This is a genomic window from Streptomyces sp. P5F9 (assembly GCF_057961495.1).
Window position 1 is genome coordinate 32926 of sequence record NZ_JBXVPZ010000016.1, and the last position, 23178, is coordinate 56103.

Annotated in this window: 20 protein-coding genes and 1 riboswitch; of the genes, 8 read left to right on the forward strand and 12 right to left on the reverse strand. The window is 68.5% G+C overall.

The window, feature by feature from the left end; translation table 11 throughout:
* Positions 1–196 precede the first annotated feature (196 nt).
* Entirely contained in the window at positions 197–2344 is a 2148-nt protein-coding gene (locus AC31A1_RS05265) for a carbon starvation CstA family protein (RefSeq protein WP_489652070.1), read from the forward strand.
* A complete protein-coding gene (locus AC31A1_RS05270; RefSeq protein ID WP_489652071.1) occupies positions 2316–2528 on the forward strand; it encodes a CstA-like transporter-associated (seleno)protein in 213 nt (70 codons plus the stop codon). The genes AC31A1_RS05265 and AC31A1_RS05270 overlap by 29 nt, the downstream gene beginning before the upstream one ends.
* Here the strand turns inward: AC31A1_RS05270 and AC31A1_RS05275 are convergent.
* From AC31A1_RS05275 to AC31A1_RS05300, 6 genes are read right to left on the reverse strand one after another with little or no spacing between them, the layout of a single operon-like run.
* The gene (locus AC31A1_RS05275) at positions 2452–2694 is read right to left on the reverse strand and encodes a hypothetical protein (protein ID WP_489652090.1); all 243 of its coding nucleotides are present in this window, start codon (positions 2692–2694) and stop codon (positions 2452–2454) included. The genes AC31A1_RS05270 and AC31A1_RS05275 overlap by 77 nt on opposite strands.
* A 13-nt stretch (positions 2695–2707) precedes the next feature.
* Positions 2708–4372: a monocarboxylate uptake permease MctP gene (gene mctP / locus AC31A1_RS05280; RefSeq protein ID WP_489652072.1), complete on the reverse strand. Its 1665-nt coding sequence runs from the start codon at positions 4370–4372 to the stop codon at positions 2708–2710.
* Positions 4369–4608 (reverse strand): DUF3311 domain-containing protein, encoded by a 240-nt coding sequence (locus tag AC31A1_RS05285; RefSeq protein WP_489652073.1) that lies wholly within the window; start codon positions 4606–4608, stop codon positions 4369–4371. The genes mctP and AC31A1_RS05285 overlap by 4 nt, the downstream gene beginning before the upstream one ends.
* Before the next feature lie 43 nt (positions 4609–4651).
* The gene (locus tag AC31A1_RS05290; RefSeq protein ID WP_489652074.1) at positions 4652–5941 is read right to left on the reverse strand and encodes an Nramp family divalent metal transporter; all 1290 of its coding nucleotides are present in this window, start codon (positions 5939–5941) and stop codon (positions 4652–4654) included.
* Positions 5938–6927, reverse strand: coding sequence for an AEC family transporter (locus AC31A1_RS05295; RefSeq protein WP_489652075.1), 990 nt, complete (start codon positions 6925–6927; stop codon positions 5938–5940). Before AC31A1_RS05295 ends, AC31A1_RS05290 begins: the two co-directional genes overlap by 4 nt.
* A 3-nt stretch (positions 6928–6930) precedes the next feature.
* Positions 6931–8223: a beta/alpha barrel domain-containing protein gene (locus AC31A1_RS05300; protein ID WP_489652076.1), complete on the reverse strand. Its 1293-nt coding sequence runs from the start codon at positions 8221–8223 to the stop codon at positions 6931–6933.
* A 485-nt stretch (positions 8224–8708) separates the two neighbouring features.
* Between AC31A1_RS05300 and AC31A1_RS05305 the strand changes: the two genes are divergently transcribed.
* The 5 genes from AC31A1_RS05305 (at position 8709) to AC31A1_RS05325 (ending at position 15941) form a co-directional block, all read left to right on the forward strand.
* On the forward strand, positions 8709–9215 hold the full coding sequence (locus AC31A1_RS05305; RefSeq protein ID WP_489652077.1) for a GNAT family N-acetyltransferase: 507 nt from the start codon (positions 8709–8711) through the stop codon (positions 9213–9215).
* A gap of 52 nt (positions 9216–9267) precedes the next feature.
* Positions 9268–9391, forward strand: a riboswitch (cobalamin riboswitch).
* 125 nt (positions 9392–9516) lie between these two features.
* Positions 9517–11946 (forward strand): ribonucleoside-diphosphate reductase subunit alpha, encoded by a 2430-nt coding sequence (locus AC31A1_RS05310; RefSeq protein ID WP_489652078.1) that lies wholly within the window; start codon positions 9517–9519, stop codon positions 11944–11946.
* Positions 11946–12959, forward strand: coding sequence for a ribonucleotide-diphosphate reductase subunit beta (locus AC31A1_RS05315; protein WP_489652079.1), 1014 nt, complete (start codon positions 11946–11948; stop codon positions 12957–12959). Before AC31A1_RS05310 ends, AC31A1_RS05315 begins: the two co-directional genes overlap by 1 nt.
* A 311-nt stretch (positions 12960–13270) precedes the next feature.
* Complete coding sequence (locus tag AC31A1_RS05320; protein WP_489652080.1) at positions 13271–15355, forward strand: putative Ig domain-containing protein; 2085 nt, start codon at positions 13271–13273, stop codon at positions 15353–15355.
* A gap of 127 nt (positions 15356–15482) precedes the next feature.
* Positions 15483–15941 (forward strand): hypothetical protein, encoded by a 459-nt coding sequence (locus AC31A1_RS05325; RefSeq protein WP_489652081.1) that lies wholly within the window; start codon positions 15483–15485, stop codon positions 15939–15941.
* Here AC31A1_RS05325 and AC31A1_RS05330 read toward each other — a convergent pair.
* Positions 15919–16083: a hypothetical protein gene (locus tag AC31A1_RS05330; RefSeq protein WP_489652082.1), complete on the reverse strand. Its 165-nt coding sequence runs from the start codon at positions 16081–16083 to the stop codon at positions 15919–15921. The genes AC31A1_RS05325 and AC31A1_RS05330 overlap by 23 nt on opposite strands.
* Before the next feature lie 87 nt (positions 16084–16170).
* On the opposite strand from AC31A1_RS05330, the gene AC31A1_RS05335 reads away from it, so the two are divergent.
* Positions 16171–17133, forward strand: coding sequence for a GlxA family transcriptional regulator (locus AC31A1_RS05335; protein ID WP_489652083.1), 963 nt, complete (start codon positions 16171–16173; stop codon positions 17131–17133).
* 17 nt (positions 17134–17150) lie between these two features.
* Here the strand turns inward: AC31A1_RS05335 and AC31A1_RS05340 are convergent, their stop codons facing one another.
* The 5 genes from AC31A1_RS05340 to AC31A1_RS05360 all read right to left on the reverse strand — a co-directional run bounded on the left by AC31A1_RS05340 (position 17151) and on the right by AC31A1_RS05360 (position 23141).
* Positions 17151–18521: a bifunctional albaflavenone monooxygenase/terpene synthase gene (locus AC31A1_RS05340; RefSeq protein ID WP_489652084.1), complete on the reverse strand. Its 1371-nt coding sequence runs from the start codon at positions 18519–18521 to the stop codon at positions 17151–17153.
* Positions 18521–19615 (reverse strand): epi-isozizaene synthase, encoded by a 1095-nt coding sequence (cyc1, locus tag AC31A1_RS05345; protein WP_489652085.1) that lies wholly within the window; start codon positions 19613–19615, stop codon positions 18521–18523. The genes AC31A1_RS05340 and cyc1 overlap by 1 nt, the downstream gene beginning before the upstream one ends.
* Before the next feature lie 297 nt (positions 19616–19912).
* Positions 19913–20563, reverse strand: a complete 651-nt coding sequence (gene def / locus AC31A1_RS05350; protein WP_405973958.1) for a peptide deformylase — start codon at positions 20561–20563, stop codon at positions 19913–19915.
* A 242-nt stretch (positions 20564–20805) separates the two neighbouring features.
* Positions 20806–21786, reverse strand: coding sequence for a tetratricopeptide repeat protein (locus AC31A1_RS05355; RefSeq protein WP_489652086.1), 981 nt, complete (start codon positions 21784–21786; stop codon positions 20806–20808).
* A 104-nt stretch (positions 21787–21890) separates the two neighbouring features.
* A complete protein-coding gene (locus AC31A1_RS05360) occupies positions 21891–23141 on the reverse strand; it encodes an HD-GYP domain-containing protein (protein ID WP_489652087.1) in 1251 nt (416 codons plus the stop codon).
* Positions 23142–23178 lie beyond the last annotated feature (37 nt).

The window sequence follows — 23178 nt, forward strand, 5'->3', positions numbered from 1 at the left end:
ACGCTCGGCTCGCCGATGACAACCAAGTCGGCGCCACCGAGCGGGTCTTGACCCGCTCCGGCCGCTGGGAGAGTGGTCGCGGGACGGGCATGGCCTGTCAAACTCCCCGGAGCAATCCAGGGGAGAGTCTCCCGCGGTCTCGCGGGAGAGAGCTCCAAGTTCCTCCCGTCGCCGTACGAGTGGGAGGACGACTCGGATGCGTACCACCAGCACACGAACCATCCTGATCTGGACGCTCGTGGCGCTGGTGGGCGCCGCGGGCTGGTCCGTGCTCGCGCTGGCGCGGGGCGAGAACGTGTCGGCCGCCTGGATGGTCGCCGCCGCGCTCGGCTCGTACGCCATCGCCTACCGCTTCTACGCGAAGTTCATCGCGTACAAGGTCCTGAAGGTCGACGGCACCCGGGCCACCCCGGCCGAACGCCTCGACAACGGCATCGACTACCACCCCACCGACCGCCGCGTCCTGCTCGGCCACCACTTCGCCGCGATCGCCGGCGCCGGACCGCTCGTCGGCCCCGTACTGGCCGCGCAGATGGGCTACCTGCCCGGCACGATCTGGATCATCGTGGGGGCCATTTTCGCGGGCGCGGTCCAGGACATGGTGGCGCTGTTCTTCGCGACCCGGCGCGACGGCAGGTCCCTTGGTCAGATGGCCCGCGAGGAGATCGGCCCCTTCGGCGGTGCGGCGGCGCTGATCGCCACCTTCGCCATCATGATCATCCTGCTCGGCGTGCTGGCCCTGGTCGTCGTGAACGCGCTGGCCTCCTCTCCCTGGGGCACCTTCTCCATCGGCATGACCATCCCGATCGCCCTGCTGATGGGCTTCTATCTACGGGTCCTGCGCCCCGGCCGCGTCTCCGAGGTGTCCCTGATCGGCGTGGCCCTGCTGCTGCTCGCCCTGGTCGCGGGCCGCTGGGTCGCCGAGTCCTCCTGGGCCGGCACCTTCACGCTCGCGCCCTCGACCCTGGTCGTCTGGCTGGTGGCGTACGGCTTCATCGCCTCGATCCTGCCGGTGTGGACCCTGCTCGCCCCGCGCGACTACCTCTCCACCTTCATGAAGATCGGCACGATCTTCCTGCTGGCGATCGGTGTCGTGGTCGCCCTGCCCGCCCTGAAGATGCCCGCCGTCACCGACTTCGCCAAGCACGGCAACGGCCCGGTCTTCGCCGGCTCGCTCTTCCCGTTCGTCTTCATCACGATCGCGTGCGGGGCCCTGTCCGGCTTCCACTCGCTGATATCGAGCGGTACGACGCCGAAGATGATCCAGAAGGAAACCCAGGTTCGCATGATCGGCTACGGCGCCATGCTGATGGAGTCGTCCGTCGCCGTCATGGCACTGGTCGCCGCGAGCATCATCGACCCCGGTCTGTACTTCGCGATGAACGCCCCGTCCGGCGCGATCGGCACCACCGTGCAGAACGCCTCGCAGGTGGTGACCAGTTGGGGTTACCACATCTCCCCCGCCGACCTCGCGCAGGCCGCGAAGAACGTCGACGAGGCCAGCCTGCTGTCCCGTACCGGCGGTGCGCCCACCCTCGCGGTCGGTGTCTCGGAGATCTTCTCCAAGGTCACCGGGGGGAGCCTGCGCGCCTTCTGGTACCACTTCGCGATCATGTTCGAGGCACTGTTCATCCTGACCGCGCTGGACGCCGGCACCCGCGTGGGCCGGTTCATGCTCCAGGACATGCTCGGGAACGTCTACCGGCCCTTCAAGAACGTGAGTTGGAAGCCTGGCCTGGCGCTGACCAGCGCGATCGTGTGCGCGCTGTGGGGTTACTTCCTCTGGGTCGGCGTCCATGAACCCCTCGGCGGGATCAACCAGCTCTTCCCGGTCTTCGGCATCTCCAACCAGCTCCTCGCCGCCGTCGCCCTGGCCGTCTGCACCACCCTCCTGGTGAAGTCCGGACGCCTCAAGTGGGCCTGGACCACCGGGATTCCGCTCGTCTGGGACGCGACGGTGACCCTGACCGCCAGCTGGCAGAAGGTGTTCTCCAGCGACCCGAAGGTCGGCTTCTTCAAGCAGCGGTCCGTGTTCCAGGACGCCATCGACGCGGGCAAGGTGCTGCCGCCCGCCAAGAACATGGACGACATGCACACCGTCGTCACCAACTCCACGGTGGACGGAGTGCTTTCGGCCATTCTCGCGTTGCTGGTCGTGGTCGTGATCGCCGACGCCCTTCGCGTCTGCGTTCGACACGTCCGCCGTCCCGCGCTCTCCTCACTGAGCGAGACGCCGTACGTCGAATCGAAGATCGTGGCACCGGCCGGGCTGATCCCGACCACCGAGGAGAAGGCGGCGGAGAAGGCGAGGCGAGATGCGGTGGGCGCCGCTCAGGGCGGCTAGCCGGGCGGGAAGGGCAATCCGCTGGTACGTACGCGAACTGACCGGCGAGGCGTCGTACGAGCACTACACCGCGCACGTACGACGCCACGCTCCGGACGCCCGGTCGCTCAGTCGCCGGGAGTTCGAGCGTCGCCGGGCCGCAGCGCGCGACGACGACCCCCGAAGCGGGTTCCGCTGTTGCTGAACGTCGGCGGCAGGACCGCGAGGCCGATCGTGGCGCATGCCACGAACGGCCACAGCGGGTCCCGGCCGTCGGCGTAGTGCAGCACGACGCCGAGGCAGCCGACGGCGATGTAGAACAGGCATATCCATCGCAGTCGTCGCAGCGCTCGCCGGACCAGGTTTCTCACGGACGCGAACTCCTCAGTTGTCGCCTCCGGCGCCGGCGACCGCGGCCGGTCCCCCGGCGGAGACACCGGCGCCGGGCCGGACGCCCCTGCCGTCGTCGGCCGTGCCGTGGTCCACGTCGGAGACATAGTCCTGTGCGCGGGTGAGGTCCGTGCCCTCGGTGGCCCCCGCCGCCCTGCTGACCAGCGTGACGAGCCCGGCCACGGCGAGGTTGGCCACCACCGCGATCAGACCGGCGTACATGGTGACGTCGGTGGAGAGGCCGAAGTCGGACAGGGGGAAGGCCGATCCGGCGAAGTGCTCCTTTCCGGTGGCGGGGTTGGAGATGTTGTAGAGCAGGAGGACCCCGGTGACGAGCCCGGCGACCAGGCCCGCGATCAGACCGTGGCGGTGGAACCACCGCGTGTACAGCCCGAGGCCCACGGCCGGCAGCGTCTGGAGGATGAGCACACCGCCGATGAGCTGGAGGTCGACGGAGAACTGCGGGTCCAGCATGACGATGACGAGGACCGCGCCGACCTTCACCAGCAGCGAGACCAGCTTGGAGACCTTCGCCTCGGTCTCGGGGCTCGCGTCGGGGTTGACGTACTCACGGTAGATGTTGCGGGTGAAGAGGTTGGCCGCGCCGATGGACATGATCGCCGCGGGAACGAGCGCCCCGATGCCGACCGCCGCGTGGGCGACCCCCGCGAACCAGGCGGGGAACTCGGCTTCGAACAGCTGCGGGACGACGGTGTTGGCGTTCGGCTTCCCGTTCTCGCCGCTGAGCGGGGTGATTCCGGCGGCGATCGCCATGTATCCGAGCAGCGCGATCAGACCGAGGAGCACGCTGTAGACGGGCAGCGCGGCCATGTTCTTCTTGATCGTGTCACGGCTCCGGGAGGCGAGGAGCCCGGTCACCATGTGCGGATAGAGGAAGAGCGCCATCGCGGAGCCGAGCGCCAGCGTGACGTACTGGAGCTGGTTGCTCCCGTTGAGCAGTGTGCCGTCGCCGGTCGCGGGCGTGGCGGCGAACTTGGCGTCGGCCGAGGCGAAGATGTGGTCCCAGCCGCCGATCTTCGGCGGAATGAAGATCACCGCGGCGATGATCACGACGTAGATCAGGATGTCCTTGACGAAGGCGATCAGCGCGGGCGCCCGCAGCCCCGCGTGGTAGGTGTACGCGGCCAGGATCGCGAAGGCGACGAAGACCGGCCAGTGGCCGGTGATCCCCATGGTGCGCAACACCGCCTCGATACCCACGAGTTGCAGGGCGATGTACGGCATGGTCGCGACGATGCCGGTGACGGCGACCAGCAGCGCGAGCGTACGGGAGCCGTGCCGGACCCGGACGAAGTCCGCGGGAGTGACCAGCCCGTGCTTGTGCGACACCGACCACAGTCGCAGGACCACGACGAAGACCAGCGGATAGACCACCACCGTGTACGGCATCGCGAAGAAGCCCATCGCGCCGGCGCCGTACATCAACGCCGGGATCGCGACGAAGGTGTAGGCGGTGTAGAGGTCGCCGCCGATCAGGAACCAGGTGATCCAGGTGCCGAAACCGCGGCCGCCCAGGCCCCATTCGTCGAGGTTCGCCGACTGTTCGGCGCGGCGCCATCGGGCCGCGGCGAACCCCATGCCGCTGACGAGCAGGAAGAGCACGGAGAAGACGATGATCTCGGTGAGATGGTCTCTCAACGGTCCCTCCTGGTGCGTTGGTGGACCACCGCGATCACGACCATGCTGAGGAAGGCGCAGACGAGCTGGAACCAGTAGAAGAACGGAAAGCCGAACACCCTCGGCTCGTCGGAGTTGAAGAAGAAGGTCAGCAGCGGGACGACGATCGGGATCCACAACAGCCAGTTCCAGGCGCTACGGCCGCCTGTCGTGGTGTCGCGTGGTTCGCGTACGCCGTCGGATTCGGTTGTCTGCAAGGAACCTGCCCTTCGTGTGCGGGACGAAGACGGACCAACGGGATCAAACGAATGTCAGGACGAGGAGGACCGCGTTCAGCACGCTGATGAACGCCGCCGCCGCACAGGCCGCGACGGTGGTCACCCTCCTGTTGACCAGACTCCCCATCAGTTCCCTGCGCCCCGTGAAGTACACAAGTGGCCACAGCGCGAAGGGAATTCCGAAGCTGAGCACCACCTGCGACAGCACGAGGGCACGCCCGGGCTCGACGCCGGAGGCGAGGACCGCGAGGGCGGGCAGCAGCGTGACGGCCCGCCGTATCAGCACCGAGGTCTCGCGCCCGAGGAAGCCCTCGAAGATGACCGCTCCCGCGTAGGTGCCCACCGCTGAGGACGCGAACCCGGAGGCCAGCAGGGCGAGGGCGAAGAGCAGAGCGCCCGAGGTGCCCAGCGCCCTGGCGAAGCCGTCGTGGGCGCTCTGGATGCTGTCGGCCTCCGCGGGCAGCAGGACCACGGCAGCCGAGGTCAGCATGGCCAGGTTGACCACGCCGGCGAGCCCCATCGCCGCGCCGATGTCCAGCCGGGTGGCCGTCAGTAGTCTGCGCTGCCGGTCGGGCTCGCCGACCGTACTGCCGTGCCGGTCGCGGACCAGGGCGCCGTGCAGGTAGATGGCGTGCGGCATGACGGTGGCACCCAGGATGCCCACCGCGAGCAGCAGACTCTCCGTTCCTTCGAGCCGTGGCGCCACGTTCGCCAGCAGTTCCCCGGGGTCCAGACCCGCCGTCAGCGCGTTGTAGCAGAACCCGGCGAGTACCACGGCGAGCATTCCGCCGACGGCGGCCTCGAAATGCTGGGCGCCACGGCGGTTCTGCACCGCGAGGACGAGCCAGGAGACCACTCCGGTCAGGACGCCTCCGGCGAGGACGGGCATCCCGAACAGCAGGTTCAACGCCACGGCCCCACCGATCAGTTCGGCGAGGTCGGTGGCCACGGCGACCAGTTCCGCCTGGGCCCACAGCCCGAGCGCGGCCGGGCGGCGGAAGTGCCTGCGGCACAGCTCGGGCAGGGTCGACCCGCTGACGATGGTGACCTTCGCCGACAGGTACTGGACCAGCATCGCGACGAGGTTGGCCGTCACCACGACCCAGACCAGCAGATAGCCGTACCGGGCGCCGGCGGCGACGTTCGTCGCCACGTTGCCCGGATCGACGTACGCGACCGCGGCCACGAACGCCGGTCCGAGCAGCGGCAGTGTCATGACCGCCCGGCGGCCGCCGCTCCGGGGCGGGGCCTGGGCCCCTGGTCCGGGCACCTCCGCCGCCAGTTCCGCGGTGGGCTCGTCGCGCCCGGTCATGGCTTCACCAACGGTATGAGCACGGACAGGGTCGCGACCGCGCCGACGGTGGACACCACGACACCGGCCGCCGCCTGTTGTACGTACGTACGGGCCTGCTGGGCCAGCACATAGGCGGTGGCCGCGTTCGGCAGTCCGGCGAGGATGACGGACGCCGCCGCCCAGGTGTCCGGCATACGGAACACCGTGGACACCAGGACGTAGGCGACCGCGGGCATGAGGAGCAGCTTGATGCCCACGGTCAGGCCGACTTCGGGCGCGGCGACGCTGCCGTCCCGCATGCCGGCCACCGCCTTGCGCAGGGTGAGCCCGACGGCGAAGAGCGCGCCGGGCGCCGCGGCGCCGCCCAGCATGTTGATGGTGGTGTACACCGGTTTGGCGAGCCCGATGCCGAGGACCGCGAACACGAGGCCCGCGGCGACCGAGAGTGCCACCGGGTTGAGCAGCACCTTCCGGGCGATTTCCCGGCGCAGCACGACCCGGCTCTCCGTCCGGTGCATCGCGCCGGGGCCGGTCGTGCCGGCGCGGGCGACCAGCAGGGTCTGCGCCGCCGGATAGCAGACCATGTTGAACATGTTGTGGATCAACTGCCCGATGGCCGCGGGCAGAACTGCTTTCGGACCCAGCGCGGCCAGTAACAACGGGACACCCATATAGGCGACGTTTCCGTAGCCCGACATCAGGCCCATGGTCAGGCTGACCTCGTTGTCCCGACGGAAGAAAAGGCGGGCCCCAGCCATGCCGAGCGCATAGGAAATAACGATCGACACGACGGCGACGGCAATGAACTGCCAGGGCACACCCGCCGAGATGTCCGCCCTGGCGACAGCCAGAAAAAGCAGCGCGGGCAGCGCGATATAGAAGACGAAGTCGTTGACTGCTTGTGCGGTGTTCCCCTGGAACACCCTGAACGCGCTGGCCCCATATCCGATTCCGACAATCGCGAACAGCGGCACAATCGCGTTCAGGATGGTATTCAGTTCCATGGATCAGCTCGACACCGTCTCAGCTGCCTTCGCCCGTCCTGCGTTTTCGACGGGTACGACGGACGGGTCCTGGAGGACCTGGATCGCGGTCTTCTGGACGTCCTCGATCCGGACGAAGTCCGCGTAGAACTCGTGCACCTTCCGCAGCAGGCTCTCGAATTCGGCCCGCTTGGCCGGATATATCTCGTTCTCCAGGCGGCTCTTGAGGCGTTCGGCCACGGCACCGACGAACAGTTCGTCGGCCGTGTATTCCTCCGGGAGCCCCACGTTCGCGAGGATCTGCCCGATGGTCGTGGGGAAGATGCCGATCGGGTTGAGGAAGTACTCGACCTCGCGGCTGACGCCGAGGTAGTCCGGCACGTTCACGATTCCGGCGTTCTCGGTCTCGGTGAGCAGACCGCTGATGGGCCGGTAGACGTTGGGGAGGGCCATGAAGGTCTCCTCCGCCAGCGAGGCGACGCGGGAGAGCTTCTTCGCGTCCAGGGTCCGGCCGCCCACGGTGATCCCGCGCTCGGCGAAGATGTGGCTGAGCACCTCCACGTTCGCCAGACCCGCCCGGTTGCCGAAGCCGCCCACACCGCCCTCGACCATGGTGAAGCCGTGGAAGACCGAGGTCAGCGAGTTGGCCAGGCCCAGACCGATGTCGTCGTGGGCGTGCAGGTAGAAGTTGGTGCCGGGGTTGTCGCGCACCAGGTTCGCCGCGAGCACGGCGGTGGCGTGCGGCAGCAGTGTGCCGATCGAGTCGTTGATCCGGATGAGTTCGATACCGAGCTGCTTGGCGCGGCCGATCTGTTCGTTGATGAACTCGTAGCGCTCGTCGTCGATCTCGGCCGAGAAGGCGTTGAGGATGCTGGCCCGGAAGGAGCCGACCCCGATCCCGACGAGTTTCTCGTGGGCGCGCTCCAGGAGCTTGTTCTCCTGCTGGTACTCGATCATGCCGAGGCTGACCTGGATCCGCGCCAGATAGTCGCGGGGTACGACCTTGAGCGCCTCGGAGAGCGGTTCCCAGGTCTTGAGCGTCAGGTTGAACACGAACTGCGTGTCCGCGGGTATGCGGTGCAGGAGGAGCTGCGAGTCGAGCACGCGCCGCAGGAAGGCCGGCTCGGTCAGCCCGGAGCCCATGTCGATGTCCCTGATTCCCGCGTTCGCCAGCCCCTCGATGAGCGCCAGCTTGCGGTCGTCGTCGGCTCCGAAAAGAGCCCTTTCTCCTCCTTCTCGAATAGTTTCGTCGGAGAGCCCTAACAGGTTGAAGTCGGAATACCTGGGCTCGTGATCCTCAGGAAACTTGAGTGCCATTTCTTGCTCTCTTCCAGTCCGAGTCGGACACCATCGGGATGGAGCAGCAGACGGCCCGCCGAAAAGGGTGCGATCACCTGTTCCCGCAATCATTCCGCACTCGTTTCCAGCCGTGCGAAAGATGCTACGTATGCCCCGCCGAACACATCAACCCCCCTTCTCGCCCGACTCGGAATGGAAACATCCGATTGAACGACAAGCGGTTACCTGGCAGTGGCATGTTTAAGCCAAAGGCACTTCCGTCGGCCATCTACCACCACGCACAGTGACGCCACCCGTGACACCTCACACAAGGGCTTCACCAGCCTTTAACAAACGACCATCCGTCGCTTCTCAAATAGTGGACACGCTGTCCGCAACCGTCAGAAAAGCCCGCCCCGAAGAATTCGACTCCGCCGCGTGGGCGCGACCGGCCGCGAGGAACCCGCAGCGGACCACCGAAAGGCACGAGCTTCGGCGGTCCGCCGTAGTACACACTCGCCTCCATGGACATCCTCATCCGGCGAGCAGAGCCCACCGAATACGAACCCCTCGGCACCCTGACCGCCCGCGCCTACCTCGACGACGGCCTCCTCGACTACGGCGAGGGTGACGAGTACCTGCCCGTGCTGAAGGACGTCGCGCGACGGGCCGCCGACGCCGAGGTGCTGGTCGCCGTCGAGGGCGACCGCCTCCTCGGCGGCGTCACCTTTGTTTCGGGGCCCGGCCCCGTCGCCGACATAGCGCGCCCCGGCGAGGCCGAGATCCGCGCGCTCGCCATCGACCGCGCCGCCCGCGGCCGGGGCGCCGGCGAAGCCCTCGTCCGCGCCTGCGTCGACCGCGCCCGGGCCACCGCAGGCTGCACAGCGCTCGTCCTGTCGACCCAACGCTCCATGCACGCGGCCCACCGCATCTACGAACGCCTCGGTTTCGTCCGCACCCCCGACCGCGACTGGAACCCCGTGCCACACCTGGACGATCTCACTCTGCTCACCTATCAACTGACGCTCTGAAACCGCCGCGACACAACATCTGGGGTTGCCACGACAGCCCGGCACAAGATGTATGCTCATGCTCGCTGTCGCCGCAGGGGAATCCGGTGCGAATCCGGAACTGTCCCGCAACGGTGTACTTACGTGCATATGCACGCATGGTCAGTCCGAGGACCTGCCGACGGCGCGCGTCCGGCCACCCGGCCAGGGCGCATGACGTCCGGGCCTCGTGGAGTGGGCCGGTGGACGCGACGCCCCGTGCGCTCGTGTACTGCCGCCTGCCCTCGGCGAGGCCCCGTGCCGAGCGAGGGAGAGCCCCACCGTGACCATCGCGCCAGCAGAGCCGGCATCAGCGACCCAGGCGAACGAGGCGACCGCAGCGACCACGACCGGACCCGGAACCGACGTTCCCGGAACGGCCGTTCAGGACGCCGACGGCCCCGGTACCGCGATCCTGCGGACCCTGACCGAGCTGACCGCCGACCTCCCCGACGCCGACCCCGGCCGGGTCGCCGCCGCCACGTTGCGCGGCCGGTCCGCGCACGCGGACGTGGCGGAACTGCGCGAGCTGGCGACGGAGGCGGCCGCAGGCCTCATCTCCGAGGACCCGGTCTACTCCCGGCTGGCCGCCCGGCTGCTGACGATCAGCATCGCCGCCGAGGCCGCCTCCCAGGGCGTCACCACGTTCACCGAGTCCGTCGCCGTGGGCCACCGCGAGGGCCTCATCGCGGACCGCACCGCCGAGTTCGCGACGCTGCACGCGGCCCGCCTGGACGCGCTGATCGACACGGAGGCCGACGACCGCTTCGGCTACTTCGGCCTGCGCACCCTCTACAGCCGTTACCTCCTCCGCCACCCGATCACCCGCAAGGTCATCGAGACCCCCCAGCACTTCATGCTCCGGGTCGGGGCCGGCCTCGCCGAGGACGACAGCACCCGCGCCTTGGACGAAGTAGCCGCGCTCTACCGCCTGATGAGCCGCCTGGACTACCTCCCGTCCTCCCCCACGCTCTTCAACTCCGGCACCCGGCACCCCCAGATGTCGTCCTGCTACCTCCTCGACTCCCCGCTGGACGAGCTGGACTCCATCTACGACCGCTACCACCAGGTCGCCCGCCTCTCGAAGCACGCCGGCGGCATCGGACTGTCGTACTCCCGCATCCGCAGCCGCGGTTCGCTGATCCGGGGGACGAACGGGCACTCCAACGGCATCGTCCCGTTCCTGAAGACGCTGGACGCCTCGGTCGCCGCGGTGAACCAGGGCGGCCGGCGCAAGGGCGCGGCCGCGGTGTACCTGGAGACCTGGCACTCCGACATCGAGGAGTTCCTGGAGCTGCGGGACAACACGGGTGAGGACGCCCGCCGTACGCACAACCTGAACCTGGCGCACTGGATCCCGGACGAGTTCATGCGCCGGGTGAACGAGAACGGCGACTGGTCGCTGTTCTCCCCCGCCGACGTGCCCGAGCTGGTCGACCTGTGGGGCGACGAGTTCGACGCCGCGTACCGCAAGGCCGAGGCGCGGGGTCTCGCCAAGAAGACCATCCCGGCCCGTGACCTCTACGGCCGGATGATGCGCACCCTCGCGCAGACCGGCAACGGCTGGATGACCTTCAAGGACGCGGCCAACCGCACCGCCAACCAGACGGCCGAGCCGGGCCACACGGTCCACTCCTCCAATCTCTGCACGGAGATCCTGGAGGTCACGGACGACGGCGAGACGGCGGTCTGCAACCTGGGTTCGGTGAACCTGGGCGCATTCGTGGACCAAGCGAACGGTGACATCGCCTGGGAGCGCCTGGACGAGACCGTCCGCACCGCCGTCACCTTCCTCGACCGCGTCGTGGACATCAACTTCTACCCGACCGAGCAGGCGGGCCGTTCCAACGCCCGCTGGCGCCCCGTCGGCCTGGGCGCGATGGGCCTCCAGGACGTCTTCTTCAAACTCCGCGTCCCCTTCGACTCCCCCCAGGCGCAGGCCCTTTCGACCCGGATCGCCGAGCGCATCATGCTCGCCGCGTACGAGGCCTCCGCCGACCTCGCCGAGCGCAACGGCCCGCTCCCGGCCTGGGAGAAGACCCGTACGGCCCGTGGTGTCCTGCACCCCGACCACTACGACGTGGAGCTGACCTGGCCGGAGCGCTGGGCGGCCCTGCGGGAACGTATCGCCCAAGTCGGCATGCGCAACAGCCTGTTGCTGGCGATCGCCCCCACCGCCACCATCGCCTCGATCGCCGGCGTGTACGAGTGCATCGAGCCGCAGGTCTCCAACCTGTTCAAGCGCGAGACGCTCTCCGGCGAGTTCCTCCAGGTCAACTCCTACCTGGTCGACGAGTTGAAGCGGCTCGGCGTGTGGGACGCCCGCACCCGCGAGGCACTGCGCGAGGCCAACGGCTCGGTACAGGGCTTCAGTTGGATCCCTGCCGACGTGCGCGCCCTCTACCGCACGGCGTGGGAGATCCCGCAGCGCGGCCTGATCGACATGGCCGCCGCCCGCACCCCGTTCCTGGACCAGTCCCAGTCCCTGAACCTGTTCCTGGAGACGCCGACGATCGGCAAGCTCTCCTCGATGTACGCGTACGCCTGGAAGCAGGGCCTGAAGACGACGTACTACCTGCGCTCCCGCCCGGCGACGAGGATCGCCCGCGCGGCACAGGCCCAACCCACCGTCCCTGTACAGCAGTTGACGCCCGACGAAGACGCGGTCGCCTGCTCCCTTGAGAACCCCGAGTCCTGCGAGGCCTGCCAGTAATGACGACCGAAGCCAAAAATCTCCTCGACCCGGGCTTCGAGCTGACCCTCCGCCCCATGCGCTACCCGGACTTCTACGAGCGCTACCGGGACGCGATCAAGAACACCTGGACCGTCGAGGAGGTCGACCTCCACTCGGACGTCGCCGACCTCGCGAAGCTGACGCCGGGTGAGCAGCACATGATCGGCCGGCTGGTCGCGTTCTTCGCGACGGGCGACTCGATCGTGGCGAACAACCTCGTGCTGACGCTGTACAAGCACATCAACTCCCCCGAGGCACGGCTGTACTTGAGCCGTCAGCTCTTCGAGGAGGCCGTGCACGTCCAGTTCTACTTGACGCTCCTGGACACCTACCTCCCCGACCCGGCGGACAGGGCGGCCGCCTTCGACGCGGTGGAGAACATCCCCTCCATCCGCGAGAAGGCCGAGTTCTGCTTCAAGTGGATCAACGAGGTCGAGAAGCTCGACAGCCTCCAGACCCAGGCCGACCGCCGCCGCTTCCTCCTCAACCTGATCTGCTTCGCCGCGTGCATCGAGGGGCTGTTCTTCTACGGCGCGTTCGCGTACGTCTACTGGTTCCGCAGCCGGGGCCTCCTGCACGGCCTCGCCACCGGCACCAACTGGGTGTTCCGCGACGAGACCATGCACATGAGCTTCGCCTTCGAAGTGGTCGACACCGTCCGCAAGGAGGAGCCGGAGCTCTTCGACGACCAACTCCAGCAGCAGGTCACGGACATGCTGAAGGAGGCCGTCGAGGCGGAGCTGCAGTTCGGGCGTGACCTGTGCGGTGAGGGTCTGCCGGGCATGAACACCGACTCGATGCGCCAGTACCTGGAGTGCGTCGCGGACCAGCGTCTCCAGCGGCTGGGCTTCGCCCCGGTCTACGGCTCCGAGAACCCCTTCTCCTTCATGGAGTTGCAGGGCGTGCAGGAGCTGACGAACTTCTTCGAACGCCGCCCGTCGGCGTACCAGGTCGCCGTAGAAGGCACGGTCGACCTGGACGAGGACTTCTAGGGCCCCGCCGGAGGACTCCCCTAGCGGACTCCCAGTCCCCTTTATCTGCCTCTTACTTCGCGGACGGCCCATGGAGCTTCCATGGGCCGTCCATGGAGTTCCTATGGAGCGGCAAAGTTCATGGGGTGCGTCTGTTCGCGGTCTCGTCGCCCCGGCTACGTTCCACCCGTCCTGTTCATGCCATTCACCAGTGGCCCCACAGGACGCTCAAAGTGTCATGCCCATGACGATGTCATCTGCCGCCGCTACGCGCGTCACAGGCCTGCCACCACGCCGAGGAACCCCACTCCCACGATGGAGGCAGTACCCCCATGCGTGAAAAGCCCAGACGGAGTCTGCGAAGACTGCTGACCGCCGCCGTACCCGCCCTCACCCTCAGCGTCTTCGGGCTCGTGGCGGCCTCCCCCGCCGGCGCGCAACCCGCCCCACAGGCCGCCGTCCAGTCCGCCCAGGTCTCCAAGGCCACCCAGAACTCCAAGGCCCTGACCGCCCCCGCGGCCCAGGCCGTCCACTCGACCGGCAAGGCCGGCCAGAAGGTGCCGACCCAGCGCCTCTGCGCGACCGCGGCCCCCGGTTCGGCGTCCTGCTTCGCCCAGCGGCGCACCGACATCAAGCAGCAACTGGCCTCCGCCGTGCACGCGGACGCCGCAGCCGCGGTCTCCGGCCTGAGCCCGGCCAACCTGCACAGCGCGTACGCGCTTCCCTCGACCGGCGGCTCCGGCCTGACGGTCGCGGTGGTCGACGCGTACAACGACCCCAACGCCGAGTCGGACCTGGCCACTTACCGCTCGAACTTCGGCCTCTCCGCCTGCACCAAGGCCAACGGCTGCTTCAAGCAGGTCAGTCAGACCGGCTCGACCACCTCGCTGCCGACCAACGACACCGGCTGGGCGGGCGAGGAAGCGCTCGACATCGACATGGTCAGCGCGGTCTGCCCGAACTGCAACATCATTCTGGTGGAGGCCACTTCGGCCACCGACGCCAACCTCGGCACCGCCGAGAACGAGGCCGTCGCCCTGGGCGCGAAGTTCGTCTCCAACAGCTGGGGCGGCTCCGAGTCCTCCTCGCAGACCTCCGAGGACACCTCGTACTTCAAGCACCCGGGCGTAGCGATCACCGTCTCCTCCGGTGACAGCGCCTACGGCGCCGAGTACCCGGCAACGTCCCAGTACGTGACCGCAGTTGGCGGCACGGCCCTCTCCACGTCGTCCAACACCCGCGGCTGGACCGAGTCCGTGTGGAAGACCAGCAGCACCGAAGGCACCGGCTCCGGCTGCTCCGCCTACGACGCGAAGCCGAGCTGGCAGACCGACACGGGCTGCACCAAGCGCATGGAGGCCGACGTCTCCGCCGTCGCCGACCCCGCCACCGGCGTGGCCGTCTACGACACCTACGGCGGCTCCGGCTGGGCGGTCTACGGCGGCACCAGCGCCTCGTCCCCCATCATCGCGGGCGTCTACGCGCTGGCCGGCACCCCCGGTTCCAGCGACTACCCGGCGAAGTACCCCTACTCCCACACCAGCAACCTGTACGACGTCACGAGCGGCAACAACGGCTCCTGCTCGACGAGTTACTTCTGCACCGCGGGCACCGGCTACGACGGCCCGACCGGCTGGGGCACCCCCGACGGCACCGCCGCCTTCACCTCCGGCACCACCACGGGCAACACGGTGACCGTCACCAACCCGGGCAGCCAGTCCACGGCGACCGGTTCCACGGCCAGCCTCCAGATCTCCGCCTCGGACAGCGCGAGCGCGACCCTCACCTACAGCGCGAGCGGGCTGCCGACCGGCCTGTCGATCAGCAGCTCGACCGGGCTGATCTCCGGCACCGCGTCCACCGCCGGCACCTACGCCGTGACGGTGACCGCGACCGACTCCACCGGCGCCTCCGGCTCGGCCTCCTTCACCTGGACGGTCAGCACCTCCGGCGGCGGCAGCTGCACCTCGACCCAGCTCCTGGGCAACGCGGGCTTCGAGTCGGGCAACACCACCTGGACCGCGAGCAGCGGGGTCATCACCAACGACACCGGCGAGGCGGCACACGCCGGTTCGTACAAGGCCTGGCTCGACGGCTACGGCTCGACCCACACCGACACGCTGTCCCAGTCGGTGACCATCCCGTCCGGCTGCACGGGCACGACCTTCACCTTCTACCTGCACATCGACACCGCGGAGACCAGCACCAGCACGGCTTACGACAAGCTGACGGTCACCGCCGGATCGACGACCCTGGCCACCTACTCCAACCTCAACGCGGCCACCGGGTACGTACAGAAGAGCATCAGCCTCTCCGCGTACGCCGGCTCGACGGTCACGCTGAAGTTCAGCGGCGTCGAGGACTCCTCCCTCCAGACCAGCTTCGTCGTCGACGACACCGCCGTGACGACCAGCTGACCCCTTCATGAGCTGGACCCCGGCCGTCTCGCAGCGGCCGGGGTTCTGTCATGTCCACGGGTATTTCACTGCTCACGAGGGATCCGGATGCGTCCGTGACACGTCAAAGGGGCAAAGGAGGCCCCCCATGCGCCGATCGATTCTCGGTCCGTCCCTCGCCGTCGCCACCCTGGCGCTCGCCCTCGCGGGCTGCGGCGGCACGAAGTCCGACACCGGCAGCGGCACTGTGTCGCCGTCGCCCTCCCCCACACCGAGCAAGAGCCGGGCGGCCTGTACGGCGAAGGAGACACTCTCCGCCACCGACACGAACGGCACGTTCTGCCTGAAGACCGGCAACACCGTCCGCATCCTGCTGGACGGGACGGCCACCCGCCCCTGGACGCCGGTGAAGACCGTCGGTACCGGCCTGAAGGCCACCAACAGCGGGATCCTGATCCGGCCCGGCGACGCGAGCAACGCGTACGAGGCGGTCTCGGCCGGGACCGTGAAGCTCACGTCGTCCCGGCCGCTGTGTGCGACCGCCCCGCACAAGATCTCGTGCAAGGGCATTCAGGAATGGTCGGTCACCGTCGTGGTGTCGAAGTGATCATCCGGTGGGCGGTCCGGATCTGACGGTCGATGCGCCGGTCGTGCGCGATGCCGAGCAGCGACGGGAAGGTCACGGCCACGAGGATGCCGACGACGGTGAGGAGGGCGATGAGGTTGTCCATGGCTGCGTTCATGGACATGAGTCTCGTCCTTTTGACTCCTTACCGTGAGTGGCAGGACTGCCGTACACCCTCGATTTACTGCCAGTCGTGGCGCACACTGGCAGCATGCTGACGAACGTGGCCGTAGTCCTGCTCGACGGAGTGCACCCCTTCGAACTCGGCGTCGTCTGCGAGGTGTTCGGCCTCGACCGCAGCGACGAGGGCCTGCCGGTCTACGACTTCGCCGTCGCCTCGGCCGAGGGCCCGGCCCTGACCACCCACGCGGGCTTCTCCCTGGCCGTGGAACACGGCCTGGAACGCCTGGAGACCGCGGACCTCATCGCCGTACCGGCCGGTGCGACCTACGCGGCCCGGGAGTACCCGGAGGAACTGCTCGACGCCCTACGACGGGGCGTGGACCGGGGCGCCCGGGTGCTCAGCGTCTGTTCGGGCGTGTTCGTGCTGGCCGCCGCCGGGCTGCTGGACGGGCGGCGGTGCGCGGTGCACTGGCACCACGCGGAGCTGCTCGCCCGGCGGTATCCGAAGGTCGTCGTGGAGCCGGATGTGCTGTACGTCGACGCGGGCCCGGTGATCACGTCCGCCGGCACCGCGGCCGGTATCGACGCCTGTCTGCACATCGTGCGCAAGGAGCAGGGGCCTGAGGTCGCCAACGCGATCGCGCGGCGGATGGTCGTACCGCCGCACCGCGACGGCGGCCAGGCCCAGTACATCGAGCGGCCGCTGCCGCGCTCGCAGTGCGACACGGTGGGCGAGGTGCTGGTGTGGATGGCGGAACACCTCGACCAGGAGGTCACCGTCGAACAGCTCGCCGCCCGTGCCCACATGTCACCGCGCACCTTCGCCCGCCGCTTCCAGCAGGAGACCGGGACCACGCCGTACCGCTGGATCCTGCGTCAACGGGTGCTGCTGGCCCAGCAGTTGCTGGAGGCGACGGACGAGACGATGGACGCGATCGCCTGGCGCGCCGGCTTCGGCACCGCGCCCGCCCTGCGCCACCAGTTCGTCCGGGCGCTCGGCACCACGCCGAACGCCTACCGGCGCACGTTCAGGGGCCCGGAAGCCGCCTGAACGTACGCCGTCGCGTCTCACCGCGACACGGGCCTGAGCAGCAGCCGGTTCGGGCGGAGGGTGATGCCGACGCGGGTGGTGTCGTTCGAGCCGGACACCTGCTCGAAGCGGTACCTCGTCGCCACCGCCGCCGTGATCAGGCTCAGTTGGGCCATCGAGAAGTGGTCGCTGGGACACTTCCGGTTGCCGTTGCTGAACGGGCTCATGGCGAACTTCGGCACGTCCTTGGACCGTTCCGGAAGCCAGCGGTCGGGGTCGAACTCCGTGTTGTGCGCATACGAACGCGGATCGCGCTGGATCGCGTACGGGCTGTAGATGATGTCGGCCCCGGCCGGAATCCGATAGCCGCCCAGTTCGGAGTCGGCGACCGCCCGTCGCGTCAATATCCATACGGCGGGACGCAGCCGCATCGCCTCGACGACGACATTGTTCGTGTGCGTGAGCTTCCGGACGTCGTCGAATGCCACCGGACGGCCGCCCGTCACGGATTCGACCTCTTCGCGTATCTTGTCGGCGTGTTCCGGGTGTTCCGTGAGGACCTGGAGCAGCCACATGATCGTGGACGCGATTGTTTCGCTTCCCGGGGTGAGGATCGCGACGACCTGGTCGTGGATCTCCTGTTCCCCGATCGGGTCGCCATTGTCGTCCGTCGCCTCCAGCAATGCCGTCAGCAAATCGTCCGGCTTTTGACCAGATTCGCGCCGCTCGGCCACGATCTCGTCGACGAGGAGGTGCAAATCGGCCAATGCCCGGTTGAATTCGCGGTTGGCCGGGAGGGGCAGCCGGTAGAGCGGTCCCGCCGGTACCACCATCCGCCGGTACATGCCCCGGAAGACGGTGGCGAGCGCGACGCACAGCCGCTCGGCGCGCTCGTCCATGAAGTCGCCGCGCAGCAGACAGCGGGCGGCGATCCGCACGGCGACCCGGAAGGACTCGGAGGTGCAGTCGATCGTCCCGCCGGACTTCCACCGCTCGGTGAGCGCGTGCGCCTCCTCCTCCATGATCGGGCCGTAGGCGGGGATCGCGTCGAGCTTGAACGCGGGCTGGATGATGCGCCGTTGGCGCCGGTGCAGGGGTCCGTTGGCGGTGGCCACGCCCTCCTTGCCGAGCAGTCCCTCCAGGGACTCCCACAGCGGGCCCGCGATGATGAAGTCGGGGTTCAGCGCCAGGGCGCCGGTGAGGGCCGGCGCGGTGACGGCGTAGACCGTCTTCGGGCCGAGGCGGAGCCTCACCACGTCGCCGTGGTCGCGGAGTTGGGCCATGAAGGCCAGGGGGTCGCGGACCAGCTTCCAGCCGTGGCCGAGAAGCGGGACCCTGCCGCCCGCGACGGGCGGCTCAAGCAGCTCCGGCACCTCGGGTGCCGCGGGCTTCACAGACTCGACGGTCATTACTCACCTGCCGCTTCGTTGTTGACGTACGGGGGTGTGGACCGGTCGTCCCAGCTGTCGACCATGTAACGGCCGGACTCGTGGTGGAACCAGTAGACGGTGCTGAACCAGTTCCGCATATTGCCGAGGCAGGTCCGTACCGCGGCACTCAATTCCTTTCCGCGCACGGTGCCGTCGTCGAGCCGGTCGGCGAGACGTAAGGTGTCCCGTTCCGCGACGAGGAATTCATCTATGCATTCCTCGATACGGCGCCTCAGTTCGGCGACCGCGTCCTCAAGGGTCAGCCCCTCGTGTTTGATGAGGCTGATTCCGAGATTGTGGACCTCGTCGCCCGCGAGTTCCTTGGGCAGCGAGCAGAGGTCGTTGTACCAGGCGGCGAATTCCTGGCTGAGCAGTGCCGCCCGTCGATATCCCGGGTGTTTCCGTACGCTGTCCGGGAGTTCGAGTCCCGCGCTCGCCTCCAGCAGGTCCGTCCAGATCCAGTGGGCGAAGGTGAGCCGGCGCAGCGCGAGATAGTCCTCGACGGTGGGGACGGTCCCCTGGGTGCGGTTGCGGAATTCACGGTCGTAGGCCTCGATGACCGCGTGGAAGTGCCGGGCGAACCGCGCGTTCCAGGTGTCGGGCAGGAACGAGTAGATCCGCATCATGCTGTCGGCGAACCCGGCGACCAGCGGATCCGGGTGGAGCAGATGGTGCCGTGGTGAATCCAGCGCCGCGTGCAACCGGAACCTCAACCGCCGCCAGGCGTCGGGGCGTTGGTGCACGATGTCCCGGTCATGGCGGTCGTCCCAGACGAAGAACCACGCGCTGTAGTCCGCTATCGCCTGGAGCACCTCGTCCGGTGCGCCCATGTAGTACCCGGCCATCAGGTCCGTGTAGCAAAGACCGTCGGCATATTCCCTTACCTTGTCCGCCGGCATGAGGCGTTTTTCCAGCAGCCAGACACGTGTCTTCTCCTGGAGCCTCGGCCAATACGGATGCAGTTGCCGGGGAAACGCCGCCTCGATCACCGGGAGAGAGAGCGACGGTGGAACCGCGATCGCCGTCGTTACCGTTGCCGTTGTCGATGTGGTGCTGTGTGAGAAAGCAGGCACGAACAAACCCCTCTCAGCCGCCAGTTGCGCACGCCCCTCCCGCTGTGCCGGGCGTGCGCCGTTGCGTATCCCCGCACTTCCTATTCAGCACCACAACTGACCGTTCTGGGAACGGATTTGCTCCCTTCACTCCCCCCAAGTGCCGAGAATCCCCCCTTGCGTGACCGATTCTGGATCACTACGCGAGCACAAACGATCGAATGTGCGAGGGACAGACGAACGGCGCCTGGTCAGGGAGTTGTACCTGAACAGACGCCGTTCGTAAGGGAGACGGGTCGACCGCTGGGGCCGGCCGGATCAGTCGTTGGCGACCACGGGGTAACGGGGCTCGTTCTCGGCCATCTGCCGCAGCGCGTCCTTGCGGTCGCGCTTGGAGAGCCGGTCGATGTAGAGGTAGCCGTAGAGGTGATCGGTCTCGTGCTGCAAACACCGAGCGAAGTAGCCGGTGCCGCGGACCTTGACCGGGTTGCCCTTCTCGTCCTGTCCGGTCACCTCGGCGTAGTCGGGCCGCGCGAGCGGCGCATACGCGGTCGGCACGGACAGACACCCCTCGTTGCTCTCGTCCAGATGCCGCTTGTCGGCGGGCAGGTCGACCAGCTTCGGATTGCAGACGACACCGACATGCCGTTTGCCCTCGTCGTCCATGCAGTCGTAGACGAAGACCTTCAGGTCGACCCCGACCTGGTTCGCGGCGAGCCCGACGCCCTCGGCGGTGCGCTGCGAGGCGAACATGTCGGCCACCAGCGTCTCCAGCTCCGCGCCGAAGTCGGTGACGTCCCTGCACTCCTTGTGCAGCACCGGATTCCCGACGACCGTGATCGCCCGCGAGACCCCCCGCTCCCGCCAGGCCGCCTCACGCTCCTCGGTCCCCTCGGTGTCGATGACAAACCCCTCGTCATCCACGGGGAGCACGCCCACGTGCTGCTGATCGGTGTCCTGCTGCGCCATGACCGACGTAAGCCTTCCTGAAAACCAAGGGGGAGAAGTTGCTGATACAGGGTACGTGGAGTTCTTCGAGAGACGCGGGCCTGTGTCAATGGGCGGCGACAACGCCCTGTCTTTTAAGGGGCGCGGGACTGTGTCGATGTGCGGCTCCGCCGCGTAGGCGCGACCAGCGACAACGCCCTGTCTTTAAGGGGCGCGGGGAACTGCGCGACCAGCCACGACGGCGCGGCACCCGCCCACAGACCTCAGCAGACCTCTTCCAGATCCCGCCAGTCCCGTGAATCAGGGCTGTCGGCAACCCACCCGTCCAACAGCCCCCTGACGAGCGACGCCGGCGCAGCCAACCCACACTCGCGCTCAGGCACCCACAACTGCCCATCCGTCCGGTGACCGAGCGGCCCAGGATGCCCAGGCTCACTGTGATCATGCGGATCAAGATGCTCCCCGTCACCCTCGTCGGAGGGCATCCGGGACTCGGAACACATCCGGCACAGCAACCGCACGGAAGACGACCAGTCCTCCGCCGCGAACCCCGCATCCGCCGCCAACTGCTCCAACGCATCCCGATCGGCCTCGGCGGCAGCCTCCAGCAGGACAACCCACGTAGGCACAGGAGACGGCGCCCACAACTCGATCTCGTCGAACACGGGGTACGAGTGCCCGGCGGCAGTCGTCCGCTCCCCGTGCGGCACCCCGTCGTGCAGCACGACCTCACCCCACCGCCGCCCTGACGAGGGAAGCGGAATGGACAGCACCTCGACTCGGGCGGGATCCAGCCGCCGCCCCCAGACCACCTCGGCCTCACCCTCGGGAGAGAGCCGTACGGCCGCGCTGCCGAGATCCATCCCGGCCGGCTCACCCGCCCCGGTGACCCCGCCCGGCACCCGCAGCCCGTACGCCTGCCAGGCCCGCCGGGCCAGCGGCCAGTCCTGGAGCGCGGTGGCCGCGATGCCGACGTTCCACCAGTCAGGCGCGCCGGCCTCCCGGTCGAGCAGCGCGACGGCCCGCAGCCCGGCCGCCCGCGCCTGCTCCCAGTCGTGCCGGAACTTGTGCAGCAGGGCGAGGTTGAACCAGGACTCGGACAGCCAGGGCTCCAGATCGGCGGCCCGCGTCAGCAGCGCGCCCGCGTCCTCGTACCGACCGTCGCCGATCAGCGTGAACGCGCGGTCTGTGGCCTGCCGCCAGGAGGCGGAGGGCCGGTGCCGTCCCTTGCCGAAGATCCTCACGATTCCCGCCTGCCAGTTCCGTTCAGTGGGCTGGCTCTGCCCCCGGACACCCTCTTCTTCGCATCCAACCACGTACGGCTGGGAGGGCGCTCATTACCCATGGGTTACCCAGCCGAAGGCAAGGTCAGACAGTCCCGGGACAGTACCCGGGCCAGTGCTTCCACGACCTCGGGAGCGTAGTCCCCGGCGGTCCCGAGGCGCAGCTCCTCCAGCGCCCGCAGCGGCCCGCCGGGACCGCCTGCCCGGGTTTTCTCCTCGTACGCGTTCACGGCCCGGACGATCCGCGCGGACAGCGGCTGCTCCCGGCACGGGTCGGCCTGCCGCTCCACGACGGCCGCCACCTGAGGACTCACCCCGGTCTGCCGTACGACGGCCCCGCCGAGCAGGGCTATCCGCCGCTGCTCCTCCGCGGGGAGTACGGCGGTGGCGCCGGCCGGTACCGGGTCGACGAGGCTGAGCTGGCCGATGTCGTGCATCAGGGCGGCGTACTCCAGGACGGTGAGGTCGGGCTCGGACAGCCCCAGGTCCCGCCCGACCGCCTGACACAGCGCGGCGACTCTGCGGGCGTGCCCGGCAGGCGTGTAACCGGCTATCTCGGTGGACCGGGCGAGGGAGGCGATGGTCTGGCGGTAGGTGTCCCGTACGGCCGCGTACCGCCGGAAGGACAGCTGGGTCAGCAGCAGCGGCAGCGAGAACACGGGCAGCGCCCACAGCCCCACGACGGCGACCGCGAGCGCCATCACCGCGCCGGTCGCGCACACCGCGGACCCGATACCGAGCATCCCGCGCAGTTCGTCCCGCAGCAGCGGCCCGAACGGCCACCGGGTCCGCGAGTGCGCGAGCGCGGCGGCGAGCACGGCGTCGCAGAGCGCGGTGAGGGAGAGCAGCGCGACCAGGAGCAGGGCGTAGGCGGGGCCGCCCCAGTGCCTGAACGCCCCCTGGTTGTACAGGGGTTGGAAGCAGATGGCCGCGAAGCCGACGGTCAGGACGCGGCGCGCCATGTGGTCGGGGGTGCGGCTGTGGCCGCGCGCTATGTGCGGGACGCAGCCGACGAGTGTGGCGGCGACGACTACGGCGACGGTCTGGAAGACGCCGTGGTGGGTGGGCCGGCCGGCGTCGGCACCGAGGAGGGCGTAGGAGAGGGCGGCGGCCGCGCCGAGCGGGGCGGTTTCCCTGAGACCGGTCGTCCCGTTCCAGCGGCTCAACTCCCCTACGGCGACGAGGACTCCGAAGGCGAGGGCGACGGGGGGTTCTTCGAGGCCGGTCCAGAGGGTGAGGGTGAGGGAGGTGAGGGCTAGGAGGGCGGCGGAGGTGTGGATGAGGGTGTGGATCAACGGGAGGCGTGTTGAGGGCACTTCGTCAACCCTTCAACGCACTGGAAACGGGCGGGCT